At 61.1% G+C, this 18623-nt stretch carries 18 protein-coding genes; 11 read left to right on the top strand and 7 right to left on the bottom strand.

Annotated features, from left to right (window positions below; translation table 11 throughout):
- Positions 1-172: 172 nt before the first annotated feature.
- The 4 genes from MA884_RS26560 to MA884_RS26545 all read left to right on the top strand — a co-directional run bounded on the left by MA884_RS26560 (position 173) and on the right by MA884_RS26545 (position 1958).
- Positions 173-340: a hypothetical protein gene (locus tag MA884_RS26560; protein ID WP_171061338.1), complete on the top strand. Its 168-nt coding sequence runs from the start codon at positions 173-175 to the stop codon at positions 338-340.
- 69 nt (positions 341-409) lie between these two features.
- A complete protein-coding gene (locus tag MA884_RS26555; RefSeq protein WP_256233281.1) occupies positions 410-613 on the top strand; it encodes a hypothetical protein in 204 nt (67 codons plus the stop codon).
- An 88-nt stretch (positions 614-701) separates the two neighbouring features.
- Positions 702-1061 carry a hypothetical protein gene (locus MA884_RS26550; RefSeq protein WP_256233280.1) on the top strand — a complete coding sequence of 120 codons (360 nt, stop codon included), beginning with the start codon at positions 702-704 and terminating at the stop codon, positions 1059-1061.
- Between the two features lie 201 nt (positions 1062-1262).
- Complete coding sequence (locus tag MA884_RS26545; RefSeq protein WP_256233279.1) at positions 1263-1958, top strand: HAD-IA family hydrolase; 696 nt, start codon at positions 1263-1265, stop codon at positions 1956-1958.
- A gap of 71 nt (positions 1959-2029) precedes the next feature.
- On the opposite strand, the gene MA884_RS26540 is transcribed toward MA884_RS26545, so the two are convergent.
- Positions 2030-2776 (bottom strand): 3-oxoacyl-ACP reductase family protein, encoded by a 747-nt coding sequence (locus MA884_RS26540; protein WP_256233278.1) that lies wholly within the window; start codon positions 2774-2776, stop codon positions 2030-2032.
- A gap of 126 nt (positions 2777-2902) precedes the next feature.
- Here MA884_RS26540 and MA884_RS26535 point away from each other — a divergent pair, with 126 nt between their 5' ends.
- Positions 2903-3826: a LysR family transcriptional regulator gene (locus tag MA884_RS26535; protein WP_256233277.1), complete on the top strand. Its 924-nt coding sequence runs from the start codon at positions 2903-2905 to the stop codon at positions 3824-3826.
- Between the two features lie 146 nt (positions 3827-3972).
- Here the strand turns inward: MA884_RS26535 and MA884_RS26530 are convergent, their stop codons facing one another.
- Both MA884_RS26530 and MA884_RS26525 read right to left on the bottom strand, forming a co-directional pair.
- The gene (locus MA884_RS26530; protein ID WP_256233276.1) at positions 3973-4701 is read right to left on the bottom strand and encodes an aspartate/glutamate racemase family protein; all 729 of its coding nucleotides are present in this window, start codon (positions 4699-4701) and stop codon (positions 3973-3975) included.
- Between the two features lie 141 nt (positions 4702-4842).
- Entirely contained in the window at positions 4843-5583 is a 741-nt protein-coding gene (locus MA884_RS26525) for a phosphoadenylyl-sulfate reductase (RefSeq protein ID WP_256233275.1), read from the bottom strand.
- 172 nt (positions 5584-5755) lie between these two features.
- Between MA884_RS26525 and thrH the strand changes: the two genes are divergently transcribed.
- On the top strand, positions 5756-6373 hold the full coding sequence (gene thrH, locus MA884_RS26520) for a bifunctional phosphoserine phosphatase/homoserine phosphotransferase ThrH (RefSeq protein ID WP_256233274.1): 618 nt from the start codon (positions 5756-5758) through the stop codon (positions 6371-6373).
- A 254-nt stretch (positions 6374-6627) separates the two neighbouring features.
- Here thrH and pabB read toward each other — a convergent pair whose 3' ends face one another.
- The 4 genes from pabB to MA884_RS26500 form a co-directional block, all read right to left on the bottom strand.
- A complete protein-coding gene (pabB, locus tag MA884_RS26515) occupies positions 6628-7971 on the bottom strand; it encodes an aminodeoxychorismate synthase component I (protein WP_256233273.1) in 1344 nt (447 codons plus the stop codon).
- A 285-nt stretch (positions 7972-8256) separates the two neighbouring features.
- Complete coding sequence (locus MA884_RS26510; protein ID WP_256233272.1) at positions 8257-9243, bottom strand: alpha-L-glutamate ligase-like protein; 987 nt, start codon at positions 9241-9243, stop codon at positions 8257-8259.
- On the bottom strand, positions 9243-10775 hold the full coding sequence (locus tag MA884_RS26505; RefSeq protein ID WP_256233271.1) for an inactive transglutaminase family protein: 1533 nt from the start codon (positions 10773-10775) through the stop codon (positions 9243-9245). Before MA884_RS26505 ends, MA884_RS26510 begins: the two co-directional genes overlap by 1 nt.
- A 5-nt stretch (positions 10776-10780) precedes the next feature.
- Positions 10781-11317 (bottom strand): ATP-dependent zinc protease, encoded by a 537-nt coding sequence (locus tag MA884_RS26500; RefSeq protein ID WP_092399897.1) that lies wholly within the window; start codon positions 11315-11317, stop codon positions 10781-10783.
- 282 nt (positions 11318-11599) lie between these two features.
- Here MA884_RS26500 and MA884_RS26495 point away from each other — a divergent pair, with 282 nt between their 5' ends.
- The 5 genes from MA884_RS26495 to prpF all read left to right on the top strand — a co-directional run bounded on the left by MA884_RS26495 (position 11600) and on the right by prpF (position 18392).
- Positions 11600-12313, top strand: a complete 714-nt coding sequence (locus tag MA884_RS26495) for a GntR family transcriptional regulator (RefSeq protein ID WP_256233270.1) — start codon at positions 11600-11602, stop codon at positions 12311-12313.
- Positions 12310-13194: a methylisocitrate lyase gene (gene prpB / locus MA884_RS26490; RefSeq protein ID WP_256233269.1), complete on the top strand. Its 885-nt coding sequence runs from the start codon at positions 12310-12312 to the stop codon at positions 13192-13194. The genes MA884_RS26495 and prpB overlap by 4 nt, the downstream gene beginning before the upstream one ends.
- Before the next feature lie 42 nt (positions 13195-13236).
- Complete coding sequence (gene prpC / locus MA884_RS26485; RefSeq protein WP_256233268.1) at positions 13237-14364, top strand: 2-methylcitrate synthase; 1128 nt, start codon at positions 13237-13239, stop codon at positions 14362-14364.
- Positions 14365-14560: 196 nt separating this feature from the next.
- Positions 14561-17152, top strand: coding sequence for a Fe/S-dependent 2-methylisocitrate dehydratase AcnD (gene acnD / locus MA884_RS26480; RefSeq protein ID WP_256233267.1), 2592 nt, complete (start codon positions 14561-14563; stop codon positions 17150-17152).
- Positions 17153-17198: 46 nt separating this feature from the next.
- On the top strand, positions 17199-18392 hold the full coding sequence (gene prpF / locus MA884_RS26475; protein ID WP_256233266.1) for a 2-methylaconitate cis-trans isomerase PrpF: 1194 nt from the start codon (positions 17199-17201) through the stop codon (positions 18390-18392).
- Positions 18393-18623 lie beyond the last annotated feature (231 nt).

Here is an 18623-nt window from a genome sequence, read left to right as displayed (position 1 = left end):
CTCTCCCCCTCAGAAAGCGCCATTTCCTTAAGTGAACAGCATTACGGCCTTGAGCCGGGTTTTTTGTTCTCCGTGGGTTGTCTGGCGTTTTCTTCGCGTGGTTATTTACCCGGAACGTTTCCCCTCTGCGCACCTCGAACTCATACACCCATCAGCAATTGCGAGGCACGTCATGACCCCGGAAACCGAAGGTACGGAAGAAAAAGGCCCCTCGGGCGTTCCTTTCGTCAATGATCCGGGCAATGAAGACCCCGGCTCGCTGATGGATGACGCCCAGGTGCCCTTGATCGAGGGTGAAGAGGTTGAAGACGCTGAGATCGAGGACGAATCCTACGATTGAAGTCGTTCAATCTGACCGTCCGTGTTCTCTCAACCGCATGACGTGTTGCCCCGTCATCAGGAGGTTGCCATGACTGCCGATTCGCCTGTCCCTGACGACGATGAAACCCCGGAATACCCGCTACCCTCGCCAACCGACTCCCTGAGCCGGGACCAGCGGCCGCCTGACGACGAAGCCGGGGTAGAGCAAGTGCCGAGTGAGGATGATGATATCGAGGCGAGCCCGGACGACCCGGATATCGCCGGTAAAGATGCCTCCGGCGAACCGAGCTGATGACCGGTTCCGCCCGTCGATTCATCGGCACCATCGGCCAGACACGATTGCCACACATCAGGTAGGTACCTTGAAAAGGAGACTCACCATGATGAAATCAAATGTGACCGCGCTGACCCTGGCGGGGATTCTGTCGGTCAGTTCCATGGCGGTTTTCGCCGAGTCCTCGGGCGGCAATCCCCCCGTAGATAAGGGCGGGATGCCACCCTCCACCGAGATGGAAGCCGGCACCCCGTCGGGCACGGGGGGCGCTTTGCCGCCGGGTTCAGTGGAGGGGGGTAATGGCAGCGACGCCAGTGGTAGTAGCACCAGTCCCGGTACGGGCAGCGGCTCAATGAGCGGCGGCAGTTCCATGGGCGGCGATGCCTCCAGCAGTGGAACCGGGGCCGGAACCAGCGACAGCGGTGGTAGCTCCGGGGACGGCGGTTCGAGTGGTTCAAGCCAATAACGCATCGCTTATCAACTGAACCTGATCTTTGTTATGGCGAGGGGGCACGCTCCCTCGCCTGTGACCGTCACCCACACAGATTTCCCATTGCCTGTACCTAGCCCCTCTCGTTATCCTGCTGAATCCTTTAAGGCGAACACTTTTGCCTTGGCCAAACCTGAGCCATCTCTGGAACCTTGTGTTGATAACGGATCAGATGCGATGAAAGCACCGCTGCAAGAGTTTGGCCCGATCAAGGCTGTGATCTTCGACATGGATGGGCTGTTGCTGGACACCGAGGGCATTTACACCGAGGTGACTTCCATCATCGCCGAGCGTTACGGGCGCACGTTTGATTGGAGCGTCAAGCAGAACATCATCGGGCGCGGTGCCGGGGATCTGGCCAACTATGTGGTCCGGGCGCTGGAGTTGCCGATCACCCCGGAAGAATTTCTGGTGATCCGCGAGCCCTTGATGCGCGAACGCTTTCCTCACGCCCTGGCGATGCCCGGCGCTGAAGAGCTGGTGCGGCATTTGAAGGCCCATGACGTTCCGATTGCGGTAGGCACCAGTTCGTCGAGCCAGTCGTTTGCACTGAAAACCACGCTGCATCGGGACTGGTTCGCGTTGTTCGATTTCATTGTCACGGCGGATGACCCAGAGGTCGGCGCGGCGAAACCGGCACCGGATATCTTCCTGACAGCCGCTCGACGCCTGGGTGTTGCACCCCGCGATTGCCTGGTGTTCGAAGATTCACCCTTCGGAGTGACCGCGGCGAAAGCGGCGGGGATGACCGCCATTGCCATTCCGGATTCGGCCATGGCCGATGAAAAATACGCCCATGCCGACGCGATCATTCGTTCCCTGAACATGTTCCAGCCAGGCCTGTGTGGTTTGCCAGAACTGGAATGGGCCTGACGACACAGCGACCCATAATAAGAAACGCCGGTCATGGTAGAACCCATGACCGGCGTTTTTTATGGCCTGGATCAGGCGCCGAAACCCCCGTCGATAGTCAGGCTGGCACCGGTGATGTAAGCCGCTTCCGGGCCTGCCAGGTAGGCGACGAAACTGGCGATTTCTTCGACGGTGCCGTAACGGCCGACCGCCATCAACGCCATCAGGCTGGGGGCGAAATCACCGTCGGCCGGATTCATGTCGGTGTCCACCGGGCCGGGCTGCACGTTGTTGACGGTGATGCCGCGCGGACCGAGGTCGCGGGCCAGGCCTTTGGTCAGGCCCACCAGCGCGGACTTGCTCATGGCATAGGGGCCACCGCCGGCGAAGGGCATGCGGTCGGCGTTGGTGCTGCCGATGTTGATGACTCGTCCACCTTCGCTCATGTGCCGAGCCGCTGCCTGGGTGGCAATGAATACGCTACGCACGTTGATCGCCAGGGTCTGGTCGAAATCTTCGAGTTTGAACTCGTCCAGCGGTGCCATCGCCAGCACGCCGGCGTTGTTGACCAGGATGTCCAGCCGGCCAAAGGCGTCGACGGTGGCATTGACGGCGTTGCGGATGGCCTCTGCGTCGGCGCTGTCGGCCTTGATTGCCAGGGCCTTGCCGCCGGCTGCGATGATACTGTTCTGCAGTTCTTCGGACTTGGCCGCGGAGCTGACGTAGGTGAAGGCCACGGCGGCGCCTCCTGCTGCCAGGCGCTTGACGATGGCGGCGCCAATGCCGCGGGAACCGCCCTGGATCAAGGCGACTTTACCGCTCAATGTTTGAGTGCTCATGGTTTTCTCCAAGAAGTGCCGAGGCGAGAGGCCGCGGTTGATGGCGCGAGTATCAGGATTTGGTGATGGGCTGTGTAGAGGCTTATAGATACAGTCTGTGTAAACCAAAAGTTTAGAGTGGCCCTTATGGAAACCTTTAGCAGTATCGAATGCTTTGTGCGCAGCGCCGAAGTCGGCAGTTTTGCCGAGGCTGCGCGTCGCTTGAGCGTGACCCCTGCGGCAGTGGGTAAAAACGTGGCCAAGCTCGAAGCCCGGCTGGGGGTACGCCTGTTCCAGCGCAGTACCCGCAGCCTGACGCTGACCGAAGCGGGTCAGTTATTTCTCAGAGAAGTCGGCACCAGTTTCAATACGATCCAGAACGCCGTCGCCAACCTGGCCAGCGCCGGCGGGCAACCGGCCGGCACATTGAAGGTGAGCATGGGCACAGCGTTCGGTCGACTGTATGTGGTGCCGTTGCTGGGGGAGTTTTTGCAACGCTATCCGGCGATCAATCCGGACTGGCATTTCGATAACCGCCAAGTGGACCTGATCGGCCAGGGTTTCGATGCGGCCATCGGTGGTGGCTTCGAACTACCCCAGGGTGTGGTGGCGCGAAAACTGACCGTGGCTCATCGCGTGTTGGTTGCCTCGAAGGACTATGTGCAAAGCCATGCCCCGCTGATTGAACCGGAAGATCTGGCACACCATCAAGGCATCCTGATCCGCTCACCCCAGACCGGACGTATCCGTTCATGGCAGCTGACCAGCCGCACACGACAGCACAGCCCGCTCATGCTCAAAGCACGCATGACCATGAGTGACTCTGAAGCCGATTGTGCCGCCGCCGCCCAAGGGTTGGGCATCGGGCTGGTGAGCATGCCGGTAGCCGTTCCTTATCTGCAATCGGGGGCATTGCAACGGGTGCTGCCGGATTGGTACGTCGATGATGGCAACGTTTCCATCTACTACGCCGAGCACAAACTGCTGCCGGGCAAGACCCGGGCGTTTGTGGATTTCATCATCGAGCGGTTTGCCGTGCAGGGGTTGGCGCGGCGGTTTAGTGCGGTTTGAGCTGGGCTCTGGGCTGGGTTGCTCCCATCGCGAGCAGGCTCGCTCCCACAGGGATTTTGGGCGGTCGCAACAGGTGCGGTCGCCACAAAACCAATGTGGGAGCGAGCCTGCTCGCGATGGGGGCGATGTGATTCAGAACTGTGAATTCACCGCCCAAACCGCCCCGGCCAGCCAATGATGGTCTTGGGCCTAGGTGTTGCGTAGGTGCGTACTTTCGACGTCGACAACCCCAGCCGAACCAGGGATTCAGCAATGGTCACCGCCGCCGTCACCCCATCGACCACCGGCACCCCGGTGCGCTGGCGGATCTGCTCATCGAGCCCGGCCATGCCGCCGCAACCCAGGCAGATGACTTCGGCCTTGTCCTGGCTGACCGCCAGTTCTGCCTGCTGCACGATGGCTTCTACCGCCCGTTGCGGGTCTTGCTCAAGCTCCAGCACCGCCAGGCCACTGGCGCGTACCGAGGCGCAGCGATCGAACAGGCCGGAGAGTTTGAGGCGGTCTTCGATCAGCGGCACGGTGCGGTCCAGAGTCGTGACCACTGAATAGGCGTGACCCAGGAACATCGCGGTGCTGGCGCCAGCGTCGGTGATGTCCACCACCGGCACATTGAGCAGTTCCTGCAAGCCTTCGCGCCCATGTTCGCCGTAACCGGCCTGGATCACCGCATCAAACGGTTGATCGTAGGCCATCACCCGGTCCATCACCGCAATGGCGGCCAGGTAGCTTTCGAAATTACCTTCGATTGAGTCGGCGCCGAAGTAGGGCGTGAGCCCGACGATCTCGGTGCCCGGCGCGGCCACGGCCTGAGCTTGCCGGGCAATGGCCTGGGTGATGGATTCGGTGGTGTTGACGTTGACTACAAGAATTCGCATGAGCTGTCCTTTTCCATAAGCGCAAGTAGGCGGCCCGTGTGGCGGGCCGATTTAACAATCAACGGCAGAGGTTATCCACAGGGATGGAAAAATGTCAGGTTCTTGCGGTCCGCATGGTTTTTGTAGGCACTGCGGTTTTTTTCAGACTTTGGATTTGCTGATGATATTGCCGGCGTGCAGCCCGCATTCTTTCTGCGTGGCTTCTTCCCACCACCAGCGGCCTTCGCGTTCGTGCTGGTTCGGCAGCACCGGACGGGTGCAGGGCTCGCAGCCGATGCTGATGAAGCCGCGTTCATGCAGGCTGTTGTAAGGCAGTTCCAGCATGCGGATGTAGCCCCAGACTTCTTCGCTGGTCATCTGCGACAGCGGGTTGAACTTGTACAGGGTGCGCTCAGGGGTGGAAAACGCCGTGTCGATTTCCAGTGCGGCTACCTGGCTGCGGGTGCCGGGGCTCTGGTCGCGACGCTGGCCGGTGGCCCAGGCGCGGACATCGGACAGCTTGCGCCGCAGCGGCTCGATCTTGCGAATGCCGCAGCATTCGCCGTGACCGTCCTTGTAGAAGCTGAACAGGCCTTTTTCCTTCACGAAGGGCTCGAGTTTCGCCGGGTCCGGCGAGATCAGTTCGATATCGATCTTGTAGTGTTCGCGCACCTGTTCGATGAACCGATAGGTTTCCGGGTGCAGGCGACCGGTGTCGAGGCTGAACACCTTGACGTTCTTGTTCAGCTTCCAGGCCATGTCCACCAGCACCACGTCTTCGGCGCCGCTGAAAGATATCCACAGGTCATCGCCGAATTCGGCGAAGGCCAGTTTGAGGATGTCCTGTGGGGACTTGTTGGCATAGGTCGTGGCGAGTTCCACGACGTCAAACGATGGGCTCATCAGGGCGGCTTCCTACAGGTCGGTGGCGCTGGGCGCTCTATATGAGGCTGATGGTAACAAAAGCTGTCGGGGCTGGCGCGTTCCTGTGCGTTGCGCAGGCATCGGCGAATGGCTAGAGTCGGCAGTCCTTTTGTTCGCTCAACCGATAAACATCAAAAAATGGGAGTGTCTTGTGGAAATTGCCTGTCTCGACCTGGAAGGTGTGCTGGTCCCGGAGATCTGGATCGCCTTCGCTGAAAAAACCGGTATTGAATCCCTCAGGGCGACCACGCGGGACATTCCCGACTACGACGTGTTGATGAAGCAACGGTTGCGCATCCTCGATGAGCATGGCCTCAAACTCTCCGATATTCAGGAAGTCATCGCCACCCTCAAGCCGCTGGACGGCGCCATTGAGTTTGTCGACTGGTTGCGCGAGCGCTTCCAGGTGGTGATTCTTTCCGACACCTTCTACGAATTCTCCCAACCCCTGATGCGCCAGCTGGGTTTCCCGACGTTGCTCTGCCATCGTCTGATTACTGATGACAGCGGGCGGGTAAGTGGATACCAGTTGCGTCAGAAAGATCCCAAGCGTCAGTCGGTATTAGCCTTCAAGAGCTTGTACTACCGAGTGATCGCCGCGGGGGACTCCTACAACGACACCACGATGCTGGGTGAAGCCGATGCTGGGATTCTGTTCCATGCGCCGGACAATGTGATTCAAGAGTTCCCGCAATTCCCGGCGGTGCACAGTTTTGCCGAATTGAAGCAGGAGTTCATCAAGGCCTCGAACCGTAGCCTGAGTCTGTAAGACTTTCGCAAGACCTGTGGGAGCGGGCTTGCTCGCGAAAGCGGTGTCTCAGCCAGCATGGATGGTGACTGACACGACGTCATCGCGGGCAAGCCTTGCTCCCACAGGGGTATGACGCAATCCTGTGGGAGCGCACCTGCTCAGCCTTGCTCCCACAGGGGTATGACGCGAGCCTGTGGGAGTGCGCCTGCTCAGCCTTGCTCCCATAGGGGATGACACAATCCTGTGGGAGCAAGGCTTGCCCGCGATGCTTTTTAGAGGTCCTGCAAGGTTTCGAGCAAGACCCGAACCTTGGTAATCGACTCCTGGTACTCAGCCTGCCAGTCCGAATCCGCGACAATCCCGCCGCCGCCCCAGCAACACACCTGTCCATCCTTGACCAGCAAGCTGCGAATGGCGATGGAACTGTCCATCTCCCCGCGTACGTCCAGGTACAGCAGCGAGCCGCAATACAGCCCGCGCCGGGTCGGTTCGAGTTCATCGATGATCTGCATGGCGCGGATTTTCGGTGCGCCGGTGATCGAGCCGCCGGGAAAACTGCCCGCGATCAAGTCCAGGGCGTCCTTGGCCTCGGCCAACTCGCCGGTCACGCTGCTGACCAGATGGTGGACGTTGGGGTAGCTTTCCAGGCTGAACAACTCCGGCACGCGCACCGAGCCGATGCGGCAGGTGCGGCCCAGGTCGTTGCGCAGCAGGTCGACGATCATCAGGTTTTCCGCCCGGTCCTTGGCGCTGGCCAGCAGCTCGGCGGCGTGTGCGGCGTCTTCGTCAGGGGTTGCGCCGCGTGGGCGGGTGCCCTTGATCGGTCGGGTTTCGACATGGCCTTCGCTGACCTTGACGAAGCGTTCCGGCGACAGACTCAGCACCGCGCCGCCATCGGGCAAGCTCTGGAAGCCGGAAAACGGCGTCGGGCAAGCCGCCCGCAGCGCCTGGTAGGCGGCCCAGGCATCGCCTTGGCACGGGGCGCGGAAGCGCTGGGCAAAGTTGACCTGGTAGCAGTCGCCGGCCTGGATATACGCCTGGATCCGTTCGAAGGCCTGGCGATAGGCATCGCTATTGAGGTCGGGCGCCATGGGCGCTTCGAGGCTGAAGGCGGTCACAGGCGGCGAGGTTGGCTGGCTGAACAGCGCAATCAGGCGCTGGCGTTCGCTGTCGGCGCAGTGAGGGTGAAACACCAACTGGCTGGTTCCGGCCTGATGGTCGCTGACCAGCGCCCAGTCGTACACGCCGAGGCGCGCGTCGGGCAGGTGCAGATCGTCCTTGGCGTGGGACGGCAGGGTTTCGAGATGTCGGCCGAAGTCGTAGCTCAGGTAGCCGATCAGGCCGCCTGCGAAGGGCAATTGCACCGAAGCCGGCAGTACAGCCCGCCCCAGTTGCGTCAGATGAATGCGCAGGCGTTGCAGGAAATCGGCACCGCGCTCGTCCGGCAGTACCGCCAGATGCTCCAGCGGCCAGGCGCTGAGCAAATCATAGCGCCCGCGTTCGGCACTCGGCCGGCCGCTGTCGAGCAGCACACTGCCCGGGGCATGACGGATCACCGCGAAATACGCGGCGGGGTTGGCGCGGTAGGGCAGCGAGTGTACGGAGCAGGTTGGCATGGGCGGGGTGGGTCAGCCGTTCAGGCGGGGTGGCGATTGTAATCCCTCTGTAGGATTTGCTCCTAGAGGGATGTCGGAGATGGGCAAGTATGCGGCTATCGATAATATTTGGCTGTGAACACCTTGTGGCGAGGGGATTTATCCCCGCTGGGTTGCACAGCAACCCTAAAACTTACCACCTCGGGGTATCAGGCTGACTGCATCTGCCTGTTTGGGGTTGCTTCGCAACCCAGCGGGGATAAATCCCCTCGCCACAGGGGTGTTTCAGCCTTCAACCCTCAACCCTCAACCTTCAACCGGCGGAATATGCCCAAACAACTCCTGGGCAAACGCCACGCGTTCCTCGACGGTTTCAATCACGCCACGGGCCTTGAGTTCTTCCAGGCGGGCTTCCACGGCGTGGGTGCGCAGGGTCAGGCCGCAGTCGTTGGCGATCTGGATATTCAGCCCCGGTCGGGCGTTGAGTTCCAGGATCAACGGACCTTTTTCCTGGTCCAGCACCATGTCCACGCCGATGTAGCCCAGTCCGCACAGTTCGTAGCAACCGGCGGCCAGTTTCATGAAACCGTCCCAGTAGGGCAGTTGCACGCCATCCACCGCGTTGGTGGTGTCGGGGTGTTTGGTGATGATGTTGTTCAGCCAGGTGCCTCGCAGGGTCAGGCCGGTGGCGAGGTCTACGCCGACACCGATGGCACCCTGGTGCAGGTTGGCCTTGCCGCCGGACTGGCGGGTCGGCAAGCGCAGCATGGCCATCACCGGGTAGCCCATCAGTACGATGATGCGAATGTCCGGCACACCTTCATAACTGATGCTCTTGAAGATCTGGTCCGGCGTTACGCGATATTCGATCAGCGCCCGGTCACGGTGTCCACCCAGCGAATACAGACCGGTGAGGATGCTGGACACATGGTGTTCGATTTCTTCATGGCTGATGATCTTGCCGGACACCGTGCGATAGCGGCCCTCAAAGCGGTCGGCAATGACGATGATGCCGTCGCCGCCAGCGCCCTGGGCCGGCTTGATCACGAAGTCGGTCCGCCCGTCGATGATCTCGTCGAGCTTCTCGATTTCCTTTTCGGTGGAGATCACCCCGTACAGCTCCGGCACATGGATGCCGGCAATGATGGCCCGTTCCTTGGTGATGATTTTGTCATCGACGATCGGGTACAGGCTGCGCTTGTTGTATTTGAGCACATAGTCGGCGTTACGCCGGTTGATGCCCATGATGCCTCGGGCCTCCAGGGCCTTCCAGGTCTTCCACAGGCCGAACATTATGAGTCAGCCTTGACGAAGGCCTTGAACCGCACCAGCTCGGTCAGGCGGTAGCCGCGGTAGCGACCCATGGCCAGCATGAAACCTACCAGAATCAGCAGGATGGCCGGGAAGGTGAACACGAAGTAGATCAGTTCCGGCACGCTCATGATCAGGTGCGCCAGGGCGGCGGCGAACAGGGTGCCGATGGCCACTTTCATGGCGTGACTGGCGCCGCGTTCTTCCCAGGTAATGGACAGGCGTTCGATGGTCATGGTCAGAATCACCATTGGGAACAGCGCTACCGACAGGCCGCGTTCCAGGCCCAGCTTGTGGCTGAACAGGCTGATGGCGGCGATCAGCACCACCACGAACGTCAGCACCACCGAAAGCCTTGGCAGCATTTGCAGCTTGAGATGTTCCAGATAGGAGCGCAGTGACAGGCCCAGCGCCGTGATGACCGTGAACAGGATGATCCCGAAGCCCAGTTGGGTTTCGCGGAAGGCCAGAGCGATCAACACCGGTGTGAACGTGCCCAGGGTCTGCAGGCCGATCAGGTTGCGCAGCACCAGAATCACCAGCACGCCGATCGGGATCATCACCATGATCATGAACGTCTGCTGGGTTTGCAGCGGCAGGCCGTAGAGCGAGTATTCAAGGAAGTTGGCGTCGGTGTTTTCGTCCGTCAGCTTGGCCAGGCGAATGGCGTTCATTTCGCTGTTGTTCATGGTGAAGGTGACGTTGGCTTTCTTGCCGCCATCGACGGTGATCAGGCTTTCATCCCCGGTCCACCACAGCAGGCGGTCGCTGGGCAGGCCCCGTTCACCGGTGTCCGGGTTGAAGTACAGCCAGTCGCTGCCGTTGAAACTGCGTAGCCACAGTTCAGGCGACTGCGGTTGCTCGGCGATCAGGCGGATGGTGTGAACCTTCTCCACCGGCACGTGGGCGATGGACAGCACCAACTCGACGACTCTCGCTTTGCTGGCCGTGGACGGATCGCCGGCCAGCAGCAACTTGACGTTGTCATCGTTGGGGTTGTTGACCCGTTTGATCGCTTCACTGATGAAGGTCTCGACGTCGGCCGAGTGCTGGCGGATCGGCGCGAGCAGGGCTTCGGCGGCCAGCTTCTCGGGGCCTTCGACGGCGATGCTGTCGCGGAAGGTCGGGCCCTTGATCTTGGATTTTTCCGAGGTGTAGCGCTTGGTCAGCACCAGGCGGTAATACAGCGTCTGGTTGCCCTTGGCCCGCCGGGCCGACCATGTGACCTTGCGGTTACCGTCGACCCGGTTCACCGCCACGCCGTAGTTATTGGAAATGAAACTCTCGTTGAGGCTGACATAATCCATGCTCAGTGGCGGCACGAACATCTGGATCTTCACTGGATCCTTGGCATTGGGGACGAACTCGACCTTGGCGTCGATGTTCCACAAATCGTCGGTGGCGTCTTCGGTCACGGGGATGCCGAGCACGAAAATCTGATAGGCCGTCACCGACACGCCCAGCACCACCAGGATGGCGATCAGCATTTTCAAATGGAGGGTAAGAGAGCGCATTGGAATTACTCTGCGGTTTGAGCGGCATTGGCGCAGGCGGGTTTGCCGGCAGCGTATTTGAGACTGGGGTCGACCAGCGCGTCGAAGCGTTTGAGCGCTTCGGAGCCGATCAGTAGCGGGTATTGGAATGCGCTGCGGTCGGTGAGGTTTACTTCGATGCTGCGCAGGGCCGAGCCCATGCAGATGTCCAGTTCGATGACCGGCCGAGCCGTGTAGTTCTTGCCTTCCTCGGGGTCATAGTCCCCGGCGCGGCGTTTAATCTTGCTGACCCGGGCCAGCGGACGTTCGATAGGGTGCGAATGCGCCGCGTCGATGGCCAGGTAAAAGCGCACCCAGGATTCGCCATCGCGTTTGAAGCGCTTGATGTCCCGGGCGCTGAGCGAAGCGGTCTTGGCGCCGGTGTCCAACTTGGCGGCAACCTCCAGGTCGATGCCCTGCAGGGCGGCGTATTCATTGAGGCCATACACGGTTTTTTCACCCGCCAAGGCAAGCCCCGGCAGGCACATGAAACAAAGAACAGCAGATAAGGGCTTGAGTGTCATAAATCCTGGTGCACAGTGTTCCGTTTGTCGGTTCAGGCCCTGGCATTACTGCACAAGCTCCCTGGATTGCCTTCTCTAATAGAAGGAGAGCGGCAAATTGCGGCGGCATTCTAGCACGGTGGTTTTCTGACGCCACCGCCGGCCGGATCCTACAACTCATCCGGGTGGATGGTTATGGTGGAGACGACTCTTAGACGATTGTCGACAATGTTTAATTTTTCTTTGACGTAAGCGCAGTCATTGGTTAGTTTTTGCCTTGTAGATTTAAAAGGTGTCGACAATATGCTCGATCAGCTCGAATCCCCGCCCTTGGTTCAGGACGATTCGGAAACCCTTTCCGAGAACGTCTTCCGGCGTATCCAGGCCGCAATCGTGCGAGGCGATATTGCCCCTGGCAGCAAGATTTCCGAGCCTGAACTGGCACGCACCTACGGTATCAGTCGCGGCCCGCTGCGCGAGGCGATCCATCGTCTGGAAGGCCAGCGCCTGCTGGTGAGGGTGCCGCATGTGGGCGCCAGGGTGGTGTCCCTGAGCCACGCCGAGTTGCTGGAACTCTACGAGATCCGCGAATCCCTGGAAGGCATGGCCTGCCGTCTGGCGGCCGAGCGCATGACCCTGGAAGAAATCGATGAGCTGCGCCGGGTCCTGGAAACCCATGAGCGCGACGCGGCGTTCCAGGCCGGTGTCGGCTATTACCAGCAGGAAGGCGATTTCGATTTTCATTACCGGATCATCCAGGGCAGCGGCAACCGCACCCTGACGCAAATGCTCTGCGGCGAGCTGTATCAATTGGTGCGCATGTACCGCATCCAGTTTTCCACTACGCCCAACCGTCCGCGCCAAGCCTTTGCCGAGCACCACAGAATTCTTGATGCCATCGCTGACCGTGACGGTGAACTGGCTGAATTATTGATGCGCCGGCACATCGGCGCTTCCAAACGCAACATCGCGCGTCATTTCCAGGACAGCGCCGCCACTGAACGAGGTGAGTCATGAGCAACAGCACTCCAGGCCAGCGTTTTCGCGATGCGGTCGCCAACGAGCATCCGCTGCAAGTGGTGGGCACGATCAACGCCAACCACGCGCTGCTGGCCAAACGCGCCGGTTTCAAGGCGATCTACCTGTCGGGCGGCGGCGTGGCGGCCGGCTCCCTCGGCGTGCCGGACCTGGGCATCACTGGCCTGGATGACGTGCTGACCGATGTGCGCCGTATCACCGACGTCTGCGATCTACCGTTGCTGGTGGACGTGGACACCGGGTTTGGCTCCTCGGCGTTCAACGTGGCCCGCACGGTCAAGTCGATGATCAAGTTCGGCGCGGCGGCCATTCATATTGAAGACCAGGTCGGCGCCAAGCGCTGCGGCCACCGTCCGAACAAAGAGATCGTCTCGCAGCAGGAAATGGTCGACCGCATCAAAGCCGCCGTCGATGCGCGCACCGATGACAGCTTCGTGATCATGGCCCGTACCGATGCCCTGGCCGTGGAGGGCCTGGAGTCGGCCCTGGACCGCGCCGCCGCGTGCATCGAGGCTGGCGCCGACATGATCTTCCCGGAAGCCATCACCGAACTTGAGATGTACAAACTGTTCGCCAGCCGGGTGAGAGCGCCGATCCTGGCCAACATCACTGAATTCGGCGCGACCCCGCTGTACACCACCGAACAACTGGCGGGCGCCGACGTGTCCCTGGTGCTGTACCCGCTGTCGGCCTTTCGCGCGATGAACAAAGCGGCCGAGAACGTCTACACCGCGATCCGCCGCGACGGTACGCAACAGAACGTCATCGACACCATGCAGACACGCATGGAGCTTTACGATCGCATCGACTACCACACCTTCGAGCAGAAGCTCGATGCGTTGTTCGCGGCAAAAAAATGAACAGAGCGCAGCCTCTACAAATCTAAAAAATGGAGACAGCAAATGGCCGAAGCAAAAGTACTCAGTGGCGCCGGACTCCGTGGCCAGGTGGCCGGGCAAACCGCATTGTCCACCGTAGGCCAGTCGGGTGCCGGCCTGACCTATCGCGGCTACGACGTTCGTGAGCTGGCGGCTGATGCGCAATTTGAAGAAGTGGCTTACCTGCTGTTGTACGGCGAGCTGCCGACCCAGGCGCAACTGGACGCGTACACAGACAAACTGAGCCAATTGCGGGACTTGCCCCAGGCCTTGAAAGAGGTGCTGGAGCGCATTCCCGCCGATGCCCACCCAATGGACGTGATGCGCACTGGCTGCTCGTTCCTGGGCAACCTGGAACCGGAGCAGAATTTCTCCGAACAGCATGACAAGACCGACCGCCTGCTGGCCGCGTTCCCGGCGATCATGTGCTACTGGTATCGCTTCAGCCACGAAGGCCAGCGCATCGAATGCGTGACCAACGAAACCTCCATCGGCGGCCATTTCCTGCACCTGCTGCATGGCAAGAAGCCGAGCGAGCTGCACGTCAAGGTGATGAACGTCTCGCTGATCCTGTATGCCGAGCACGAGTTCAACGCCTCGACCTTCACGGCGCGGGTGTGTGCCTCGACCCTGTCTGACCTGTTTTCCTGCATCACTGCCGCCATCGGTTCGCTACGCGGCCCGTTGCATGGCGGGGCCAACGAAGCGGCGATGGAAATGATCGAGCGCTTCAAGTCGCCGGAGGAGGCGATCAAGGGCACCCTGGGGATGCTCGAGCGCAAGGACAAGATCATGGGCTTCGGCCACGCGATCTATAAGGACAACGATCCGCGCAACGAGGTGATCAAGGGTTGGTCGAAAAAACTCGCCGACGAGGTGGGTGACACGGTGCTGTTCCCGGTTTCCGAGGCCATCGACAAGACCATGTGGGAGCAGAAAAAACTGTTTCCCAACGCCGATTTCTACCATGCCTCGGCATACCACTTCATGGGCATCCCGACCAAGCTGTTCACGCCGATCTTCGTTTGCTCGCGCCTGACCGGCTGGGCTGCCCACGTCTACGAACAACGCGCCAACAACCGCATCATCCGACCGAGCGCCGAATACACCGGCGTCGAACAGCGCAAGTTCGTGCCAATCGAACAACGCTGAGCTGGAGGGTTTTAGCCGCAGGCATTGGATAAACCCTGAACCCTGTGGGAGCGAGCCTGCTCGCGATAGCGTCGGGTCAGCAGCATCAATGTTGACCGACACTCCGCAATCGCGAGCAGGCTCGCTCCCACAGGGGAACAGGTTACTTCAGTAGCTGCGCCACCCCTCTGAAACCACCGTGACCCGAGTGCTGACGATGAACACAGAATTTCGCAACCCGCTGCCCGGCACTTCGCTGGATTATTTCGACGTTCGCGGGGCCGTGGATGCCATCCGGCCTGGCGCTTACGATGGCCTGCCGTATACCTCCAGGGTGCTGGCGGAAAACCTGGTGCGTCGCTGCGACCCGGCCACGCTGGGCGAGTCGCTGCTGCAACTGATCGAGCGCAAGCGCGATCTGGACTTCCCGTGGTTTCCGGCCCGGGTGGTGTGCCATGACATCCTCGGCCAGACCGCCCTGGTGGACCTGGCCGGCCTGCGCGACGCCATTGCCCTGCAGGGTGGCGATCCGGCGAAGGTCAATCCGGTGGTGCCGACCCAACTGATCGTCGACCACTCGCTGGCGGTGGAAAGCGGCGGTTCCGATCCCCAGGCGTTCGCCAAGAACCGCGCCATTGAAGACCGGCGCAACGAAGACCGCTTCCACTTCATCAACTGGACCAAGAAAGCCTTCAAGAATGTCGACGTGATCCCGCCGGGCAACGGGATCATGCACCAGATCAACCTGGAAAAAATGTCGCCGGTGATCCAGCAGCGTGACGGCGTGGCGTTTCCCGATACCTGCGTGGGCACTGACAGTCACACCCCCCACGTCGATGCCTTGGGCGTGATCGCCATCGGCGTCGGCGGCCTGGAAGCCGAAAGCGTGATGCTGGGGCGTGCCTCGTGGATGCGCCTGCCGGAAATCATTGGTGTCGAGCTGACCGGCAAGCTGCAACCGGGCATCACCGCCACCGACATGGTGCTGGCGCTGACCGAGTTCCTGCGCAAGCAAAAAGTCGTCGGGGCGTGGCTGGAGTTTTTCGGCGAAGGCGCCAGTGCCCTGACCTTGGGCGACCGCGCGACCATTTCCAACATGGCCCCGGAATACGGCGCCACGGCGGCGATGTTCCATATCGATCAACAGACGATCGATTACCTGAAGCTCACCGGCCGCGAAGACACCCAGGTGCAATTGGTGGAAACCTATGCCAAGCATGTGGGCTTGTGGGCCGATAGCCTCAAGGGCGCGCAGTACGAGCGAGGACTGACCTTCGACCTGTCGTCGGTGGTGCGCAACATGGCCGGCCCGAGCAATCCTCACGCCCGCGTCGCGGTATCGGATCTGGCCGCCAAAGGCATCTCCGGCCAGTGGGACGATGTGCCCGGGCAAATGCCCGACGGCGCGGTGATCATCGCCGCGATCACCAGTTGCACCAACACCAGCAACCCGCGCAACGTGATCGCCGCCGGCTTGCTGGCGCGCAACGCCAACCGCCTGGGCCTGGCCCGCAAGCCGTGGGTCAAGTCGTCCCTGGCGCCGGGGTCGAAAACCGTTGCGTTGTACCTGGATGAAGCCGGTCTGACCAAAGAGCTGGAGCAACTGGGTTTTGGTGTCGTGGCCTTCGCTTGCACCACCTGCAACGGCATGTCCGGTGCGCTGGATCCGCTGATCCAGCAGGAAATCATCGACCGCGACCTGTACGCCACCGCCGTGTTGTCGGGCAACCGCAACTTCGACGGGCGCATCCACCCGTATGCCAAGCAGGCGTTCCTGGCATCGCCGCCGCTGGTGGTGGCCTACGCCATCGCCGGGACCATCCGTTTCGACATCGAGAAGGACGTGCTCGGTGTGGTGGATGGTCAGGAAATTCGCCTCAAGGACATCTGGCCGAGCGACGAGGAAATTGACGCGGTGGTCAAGGCTTCGGTGAAACCGGAGCAGTTCCGTCAGGTGTACATCCCGATGTTCGCCATCCAGGAGGACACCGGGCCAAAAGTGACGCCGCTGTATGACTGGCGCCCGCAAAGCACCTATATCCGTCGCCCGCCGTATTGGGAAGGTGCGCTGGCCGGTGCGCGGCCGCTCAAGGGCATGCGTCCGTTGGCGGTGCTGCCGGACAACATCACCACCGACCACCTGTCGCCGTCCAACGCCATCATGCTCGACAGCGCCGCTGGCGAATACCTGGCGAAAATGGGCCTGCCGGAAGAAGACTTCAACTCATACGCAACCCATCGGGGCGACCATCTGACCGCCCAGCGTGCGACCTTCGCCAACCCGAAACTGTTCAACGAGATGGTCCAGGAAAACGGCAAGGTCAAGCAGGGTTCTTTGGCCCGTGTCGAGCCGGAAGGCAAGGTCATGCGCATGTGGGAAGCCATCGAAACCTACATGGAGCGCAAGCAGCCGCTGATCATCATCGCCGGTGCCGACTACGGCCAGGGCTCTTCCCGCGACTGGGCGGCCAAGGGCGTGCGCCTGGCCGGTGTCGAGGCGATTGCCGCCGAAGGCTTCGAGCGTATCCACCGCACCAACCTGGTAGGGATGGGCGTGTTGCCGCTGGAGTTCCAGCCGGGCACCGACCGCAAGACCCTGAGCATCGACGGCAGCGAGATCTATGACGTAATCGGCGAGCGCACCCCGCGTGCGACGCTGACCCTGGTCATCACCCGCAAGAACGGCGAACGCGTTGAAGTGCCGGTGACTTGCCGCCTCGATACCGCTGAAGAAGTGTCGATCTACGAAGCCGGAGGCGTGCTGCAACGCTTTGCCCAGGACTTCCTCGAATCGGCGGTTGCCGTTTAAATCACTGCTGCGGACACCGGTTGGTGTCCGCTTAAGGAAGAGCATCATGGCTCACGCACCGCAAATCAGAATCCCGGCCACTTATATGCGTGGCGGCACCAGCAAAGGCGTGTTTTTCAGTCTGCAAGACCTGCCGGAAGCGGCTCGCGTCCCCGGCCCGGCCCGGGATGCGTTGTTGCTGCGGGTGATCGGCAGCCCGGATCCGTACGAAAAGCAGATCGACGGCATGGGCGGTGCGACGTCCAGCACCAGCAAAACCGTAATCCTGTCCAAGAGCTCTCGGGCGGACCACGACGTCGATTACCTGTTCGGTCAGGTGTCCATCGACAAGCCGTTCGTGGACTGGAGCGGCAATTGCGGCAACCTGTCGGCGGCGGTGGGTTCGTTTGCCATCGGCAGCGGTCTGGTGGAAGCCGGTCGTATCCCGCAGAACGGCGTGGCGGTGGTGCGGATCTGGCAGGCCAACATCGGCAAGACCATCATCGCCCATGTGCCGATCACCGATGGTGCGGTGCAGGAAACCGGTGACTTCGAACTCGACGGCGTGACCTTTGCGGCAGCCGAAGTACAACTGGAGTTCATGGACCCGGCGGCCGAGGAGGAGGGCGGTGGTGGCTCGATGTTCCCCACCGGCAACCTGGTGGACGACTTGGAAGTGCCCGGTGTGGGTACCTTCAAAGCGACGCTGATCAACGCCGGGATCCCGACGATTTTCATCAATGCCCGGGACGTTGGCTATACCGGCACCGAATTGCAGGGTGCTATCAACGGCGATCCGAAGGCTCTGGCGATGTTCGAAACCATCCGCGCCCATGGCGCCTTGCGCATGGGCCTGATTCAGCATCTGGACGAAGCCGCCCAGCGCCAGCACACGCCGAAAGTGGCGTTTGTCGCACCGCCGGCGGACTACGTCTCCTCCAGCGGTAAGGCGGTGACGGCGCGGGACGTCGACTTGCTGGTGCGGGCGCTGTCCATGGGTAAACTGCACCACGCCATGATGGGCACCGCGGCAGTCGCCATCGGCACAGCGGCGGCGATCAGCGGCACGCTGGTGAACCTGGCGGCCGGCGGCATCGACCGCAACGCCGTGCGCTTCGGCCACCCCTCCGGCACGTTGCGCGTCGGCGCCGAGGCCAGCCAGGTCAATGGCGAATGGACCGTGAAAAAAGCCATCATGAGCCGCAGCGCGCGGGTATTGATGGAAGGTTTTGTGCGGGTGCCGGGGGATGTTTTGAACTGACATAAAAATCTGTGGGAGCGGGCTTGCTCGCGAAAGCGGTCAGACATTCAACATTGATGCAAGCCGGTCCAGCGCAATCGCGAGCAAGCTTGGCTCCCACAATTCATCTGTGATGGACTTGAGTTCTGGGTCCGATGCAAATCCTTTGTGGGAGCGAGCCTGCTCGCGATGAGGCCGACACAGTCAGCATTGATGTCGAATGACACAGCGCTTTCGCGAGCAAGCCCGCTC

This window comes from Pseudomonas sp. Q11, from assembly GCF_024494355.1.
Classification (GTDB): domain Bacteria; phylum Pseudomonadota; class Gammaproteobacteria; order Pseudomonadales; family Pseudomonadaceae; genus Aquipseudomonas; species Aquipseudomonas hefeiensis.
The sequence above is the reverse complement of the archived record's forward strand: the minus strand, read 5'-3'. Positions and strand labels throughout refer to the sequence as shown.